The 6,837-nt window shown below is 74.8% G+C and carries 1 protein-coding gene; it reads left to right on the top strand.

Going from position 1 to position 6,837, the window contains the following annotated elements:
- On the top strand, positions 1–6,837 hold a 6,837-nt coding region (locus tag ACWGH1_RS34935; RefSeq protein WP_453409351.1), incomplete at both ends, for an SDR family NAD(P)-dependent oxidoreductase.

Here is a 6,837-nt window from a genome sequence, read left to right as displayed (position 1 = left end):
GTGCTGGCGCACCTCACCGACGGGGTGGGTATCGCGGCGGTCAACGGCCCGGACTCGGTGGTGGTGTCGGGTGTGGAGGCCGCCGTGCTGGCGGTCGGCGAGCACTTCACGGCCGCCGGTCGCAAGACGAGCCGGCTGTCCGTCTCGCACGCGTTCCATTCAGCGTTGATGGATCCGATGCTGGACGGGTTCCGTGCGCTGGCGGCCCGGTTGACGTACGCGGAGCCGCGTGTGGTGGCCGTGTCCACCGTGACCGGGCGGCCGGGTGCGCAGTGGCAGTCGCCGGAGTACTGGGTGGGCCAGGTCCGTGAAGCCGTGCGGTTCACCGATGCGGTGGCGGCGCTGGGCGAACTGGGCGTGACCAGGTTCCTGGAGATCGGCCCGGACGGCATCCTGACCGGCCTCGCCCAGCAGGGCGTGGACTCCGAGCGGGCCGTCCTCGTACCCGCCCTGCGCAAGAACCGCCCCGAGCCCGAAACCCTGATCGCCGCCCTTTCCCTCCTGCACGTGGACGGCGTACGCGTCGACTGGGAGGCGTTCTACGCAGGCACCGGCGCCCGGCGCGTCGACCTCCCCACCTACCCGTTCCAGCGCAACCGCTACTGGCTCGACGCGGTCCGCCCCGCCGGCCACGCGCCGGCCGCCGGGCTGTCCGCGCCCCAGCACCCGCTGCTCGGCGCCGTCGTCTCCCTCGCCGACTCCGGCGGGGTGGTCCTCACCGGCAGGCTCGCCGTCGCCGCCGAGCCGTGGCTCGCCGATCACGTGGTGCGGGACGCGATCCTCTTCCCCGGCGCCGGATTCGTGGAGCTCGCGGTCCGCGCCGGCGACCACGCCGGGTGCGGCTCGCTGGAGGAACTCGCCCTGCACGCCCCGCTCGTCCTCCCCGAAGGGGGTGCCGTCGCCGTACAGATCGTGGTCGGGGCGGCGGACGAGTCCGGGCGCCGGCCGGTCGGTGTCTACGCGCGCCAGGAGGGCGTCCCCGGGACCGCCGCCGAGCCGGAGTGGACCCTGCACGCCGAAGGGGTCCTGGCCGAGGGCGCGCAGGCGCCCGCGTTCGACCTGACCGAGTGGCCCCCGCCCGGGGCGGCTCCCCTGCCGCTCGACGGTGCCTACGAGACCCTGCGGGAGCGAGGTCTCGCCTACGGGCCGGCCTTCCAGGGCCTGGCCGCCGCATGGCGGCTCGGCGACGCCCTGTACGCGGAGGTCGCTCTCCCGGCAGATGCGGCGGCGGACGCGTACGGGCTGCACCCGGCCCTGCTGGACGCCGCGATGCACGCCGCGCTGGTGGACGGAACCGGCGGCGGCGATGAAACGGTCCTGCCCTTCGTGTGGCGGAACGTCGCCCTGCACGCGGCCGGCGCCGCCGCCGCCCGCGTGCGGATCACCCGGCCCACGCCGGACAGCCTGTCCCTGGAGGTGGCCGACGCCTCCGGAGCCCCGGTCGCGACGGTCGGCGGCGTCGTCGGCCGCGCGGTGGACCGGACCGGTGTACGGACCGATGACCCGCTGTACCGCGTCGCGTGGCAGCCGGCCGACGCCGCGTCGCCGGCACCGTGGCTGCGCTGGGAGGACGCCCCGGCCGACGGCCCGGTGGAAGGCACGGTGGTCTACGACTGCCGGGTGCCGGACACCGGTGTCGTGGCCGCCGTCCACGCCGTCTCGCACCGGGTCCTGGCCGTGGTGCGGCAATGGCTGGAGGACCGGCGGTTCTCCCGGGCGACCCTCGTCCTCGTCACCCGGGGCGCGGTGGCCGTCGAGGACGGCGAGCCGGTCGATGTCCGGCAGGCCCCCGTATGGGGTCTGGTGCGGTCGGCGCAGGCGGAGAACCCCGGCCGCTTCGTACTGCTCGACACCGACGGCAGCGAGGACTTCGGCCGCTTCCTGGCCGAAGGCGAACCCGAGCTGGCCGTCCGCGCCGCACGCCCCTTCGTCCCCCGCCTGGTCCGCTCGGCTGCTTCCGCCACCGCCGCGGCCCCCGTGTGGGACGTGGCGGGCACCGTACTGATCACCGGTGGTACGGGCGGGCTGGGCGCCCTGGTCGCCCGCCACCTGGTGGCCGAGCACGGCGTACGTCACCTGCTGCTCGTCGGCAGGCGCGGCGCCGAAGCGCCCGGTGCCGCCGGACTCCGGGCGGAACTGGCGCAGTCGGGCGCATCGGTGACGGTCGCCGCCTGCGACGTGGCGGACCGGGACGCGCTGGCGGCCGTACTGGACGCCGTCGACCCGGCCCACCCGCTGCGCGGGATCGTGCACGCGGCGGGCGTACTCGACGACGCAATGGCCACCTCGCTCACGCCCGAGCGGTTCAGCGCCGTCCTGGCGCCCAAGGCGGACGCCGCCTGGCACCTGCACGAACTGACCGCGGGCCTGGACCTCACCGCGTTCGTCCTCTTCTCCTCCGTCGCGGGCACCCTCGGCTCGACGGGCCAGGCCAACTACGCGGCGGCCAACGCCTTCCTCGACGCCCTCGCCGTACATCGCCGGGCGGCCGGACTGCCATCCTCCGCACTGGCCTTCGGCCTGTGGGACACCGCCGGCGGCATGGGCACCCACCTCGGGGAAGCCGAACTGGAGCGGATGCGGCAGGCCGGAACCCCCGCCGTCCCCGCCGACCGCGGCCTCGCGCTCTTCGACGCGGCGCTCGCGTCGGGGGAGGCCGCGACCGTGCCGGTGCTCCTGGACCTCGCCGTGCTGCGTGCCCACGCCGACGAGCCCCCCGCCCTGCTGCGCCGGCTCGTACGGGCTCCCGGCCGCCGCACCACCGCCCGTACCGGATCGGGAGCCCTGCGCGACCGGCTCGCCGGGCTCACCGCCGCCGATCGTGCCACCGCCGTCCTGGACCTGGTCCGTACACAGGTCGCGGCAGTCCTGGGCCACGCGTCGGAAGACAGCATCGAAGCGCAGCGCGCCTTCGACGAGTTGGGCTTCGACTCGCTGACCGCCGTGGAACTGCGCAACCGGCTCGACAAGGCGACCGGGCTGCGGCTGCCCGCCACGCTGATCTTCGACTATCCGACGGCAGCGGCAGTCGCCGCGCACGTCCGGGAGCTGCTCGACGGAAGCGGCGCCGGGGCGGCCCCGGGACCGGCGCCGGCTGCCGGCCGCTCCACGCACGACGACCCGGTCGTCATCGTCGGCATGGCCTGCCGCTACCCCGGCGGCGTGGACACCCCCGAAGGCCTGTGGCGGCTCGTCGCCGACGGCGCGGACGCCATCGCTCCGCTGCCCGACGACCGGGGCTGGGACCCCGGCGTCTACGATCCGCAGCCGGGGACGCCGGGCAAGTCGTACGCCCGCGACGGCGGGTTCCTCTACGACGCCGCCGAGTTCGACCCGGCGTTCTTCGGGATCTCCCCGCGCGAGGCGCTGACCATGGATCCCCAGCAGCGGCTGCTGCTGGAGATCTCCTGGGAGGCGCTCGAACGTGCGGGCGTGGACCCGGCCGCGCTCAGGGGCAGCCGGACCGGTGTGTACGCCGGTGTGATGTACCACGACTACGCCGGCGGCACGGCGGGCAGCCTGGTCTCCGGCCGGGTCGCCTACACCCTCGGCCTGGAGGGCCCGGCGGTCACCGTCGACACGGCGTGCTCGTCGTCGCTGGTGGCCCTGCACATGGCGGCCCAGGCGCTGCGCTCCGGGGAGTGCTCCCTCGCGCTCGCGGGCGGAGTCACCGTCATGTCCACCCCGGACATGCTCGTGTACTTCAGCGAGCAGCGCGGGCTGTCACCGGACGGCCGGTGCAAGTCGTTCGGGGCGGGTGCGGACGGTACGGGCTGGGGCGAGGGTGCGGGCGTGCTGCTGCTGGAGCGGCTGTCGGACGCCCGGCGCAACGGGCACCGGGTGCTGGCGGTGGTGAAGGGCTCGGCGCTCAACCAGGACGGGGCGAGCAACGGGCTGACCGCCCCGAACGGCCCGGCGCAGCAGCGGGTGATCCGCCAGGCGCTGGCCGATGCGGGACTCACGGCGGCCGAGGTCGACGTGGTCGAGGCGCACGGCACGGGGACCCGGCTGGGCGACCCGATCGAGGCGCAGGCGCTGCTGGCCACGTACGGCCAGGAACGGCCCGAGGGCCGGCCGCTGTGGCTGGGCTCCGTCAAGTCCAACATGGGGCACACCCAGGCCGCGGCGGGTGTGGCAGGTGTGATGAAGATGGTGATGGCGATGCGGCACGGAGTGCTGCCGCCCACCCTGCACGCGCAAGAGCGGTCGGACCAGATCGACTGGTCGGCGGGCGAGGTGGAACTGCTCACCGAGGCGCGGGAGTGGCAGGCCGAGGGCCGGCCGCGCCGGGCGGGCATCTCCTCGTTCGGGCTGAGCGGGACGAACGCCCACGTGATCGTGGAGCAGGCGCCCCAGGAAGAGGAGGCGAGCGGGGAACGCCCCGGAGCGAGCCTGCCGGTGGTGCCCTGGCTGCTGTCGGCGAAGTCGGCGCAGGCGCTGGCGGGCCAGGCGGAACGCCTGCTCGCGGTGGCCGACGCGCACCGTTCCGAGGACGTCGGGTACACCCTGGCGACGGCGCGCGGTGCGATGGACCACCGGGCGGTGCTCGTGGGCGACCGCGCAGCCGGCCTCGCTGCGCTGGCGGCGGGACAGCCGCATGCGGGTGTGGTGCGGGGCGTGGTGGGCAAGGGGGCGACGGCGTTCCTGTTCACGGGGCAGGGTGCGCAGCGCCTCGGGATGGGGCGTGGGCTGTACGAGGCGTTCCCGGTGTTCGCGGCGGCGTTCGACGCGGTGTGCGTGGAGGTCGACCGGCAGCTGGGGCGGTCGTTGCGTGAGGTGGTGTGGGGTGAGGATGCGGAGGCGCTGAACGCCACCGCGATCACGCAGCCCGCGTTGTTCGCGCTTGAGGTGGCCTTGTTCCGGCTGGTGGAGGCGTGGGGGGTCACCCCTGATCTGATCGCCGGGCACTCGATCGGTGAGCTTGCCGCTGCGCATGTGGCGGGTGTGCTGTCGCTGGCGGATGCGGCCGAACTAGTCGTCGCACGAGGACGGTTGATGCAGGCGCTGCCCGCCGGGGGCGCGATGCTCGCGGTCCAGGCGACCGAGGAGGAGGTGCTGGCGCACCTCACCGACGGGGTGGGTATCGCGGCAGTCAACGGCCCGGACTCGGTGGTGGTGTCGGGTGTGGAGGCCGCCGTGCTGGCGGTGGGGGAGCACTTCGCGGCTGCCGGCCGCAAGACGAGTCGGCTGGCTGTTTCGCACGCGTTCCACTCGGCGTTGATGGACCCGATGCTGGATGAGTTCCGTGCGGTGGCGGCCCGGTTGACGTACTCCGCTCCGCGGATACCGGTGGTTTCCACCGTCACCGGTGAGCTGTCCGAGGCCTGGCAGTCCCCGGAGTACTGGGTCGGCCAGGTCCGGGAGGCGGTCCGGTTCGCCGACGCCGTAAGGATGCTGGAGCAGCAGGGCGCCACCCGGTTCCTGGAGATCGGCCCGGACGGCATCCTGACCGGCCTCGCCCAGCAGACCGTGGACTCCGGGCAGGCCGTTCTCGTACCTGCCCTCCGCAAGAACCGCCCCGAGCCCGAAACCTTGATCGCCGCCCTCGGACAGCTGCACGCCACCGGCGTGCCCGTCGACTGGGCGACCTGCTTCGCCGGCACCGGGGCGCGGCGCGTGGAGCTGCCCACGTACGCCTTCCAGCGCACCCGGTACTGGATGACGGCCCCCTCGGCCACCGGCGGCACCGCCGACACCGGTCAGGTCGGGCTCGACCACCCGGTGCTGCGGTCGGTCGTCGAGCTGCCCGACGAGGGGGGCGCGGTACTGACCGGGCGGCTCTCGGCCAGCACCCACGCCTGGATCACCGACCACGACGTGCTCGGGAGCGTCCTGCTGCCGGGCACCGGCTTCGTGGAGCTGGCGGTGCAGGCGGGCGACCGGCTGGGCTGCGGGCTGCTGGAGGAACTCACCCTCCAGGCACCGCTCGTCCTCCCCGCGCGGGGCGGTATCGCGGTCCAAGTGGCGGTCGGGCCGGCCGACGGGGCCGGGCGCCGGACCGTCGCGATCCACTCCCGGCCGGACGACCAGCCGGACCTGCCCTGGACCCGCCACGCCGAGGGGTTCCTCGCCCCGCCCGCCACGGAAGCCACCGCTGGACCGCTCACGGACTGGCCGCCGGCCGACGCCGAAGCGATCCCGGTCGCCGACGCCTATCCGGACCTGGCGGCCGCCGGCTACCACTACGGGCCCGTCTTCCAAGGCCTGACGGCGGCCTGGCGGCGCGGCGACGAACTCTTCGCCGAGGTGGCCCTGCCCGAGCGGGCCCACGCCGACGCGTCCCGGTTCGGGCTCCACCCGGCCCTGCTCGACGCGGCCATGCACGTCGGGCTCCTCGCCGGCCCGGGCAGCGAAGGCGGTGGCCGGACCCTGCTGCCGTTCGCCTGGAACGGGGTCGCGCTGCACGCGTCGGGGGCGAAGGCCCTGCGGGTGCGCATCACTCCGGTCGCCCAGCAGGACGGTCTCTCGCTCACGGTCGCCGACGAGCAGGGCAACCCCGTCCTCTCGGTCGAGTCGCTGCTCTCCCGGCCGGTGTCGGCCGACCAGCTGGGCTCCGGGACCGGCGACTCCCTGCTCCACGTCCGCTGGCAGCCCGCGCCGCAGGCCACGGGCTCCACCGACTGGCTGACCTGGGAGCAGGTGGCGGATGCCGCCGAGGTGCCCGCCGTCGTGGTCCTGGACTGCACGGGCCCGACGACCGGTGACGTCCTCGCCGACGTACGGACCACCGCACAACGGGTCTTGGGTGTGGTGCAGGGGTGGTTGGCGGATGTGCGGTTCGAGGGTGCGAGTTTGGTCGTGGTCACCCGGGGTGCGGTGGTGGTGGAGGAGGGTGAG

The organism is Streptomyces sp. NPDC054883, assembly GCF_053610645.1.
This window is presented reverse-complemented; position numbering and strand designations above follow the sequence as displayed.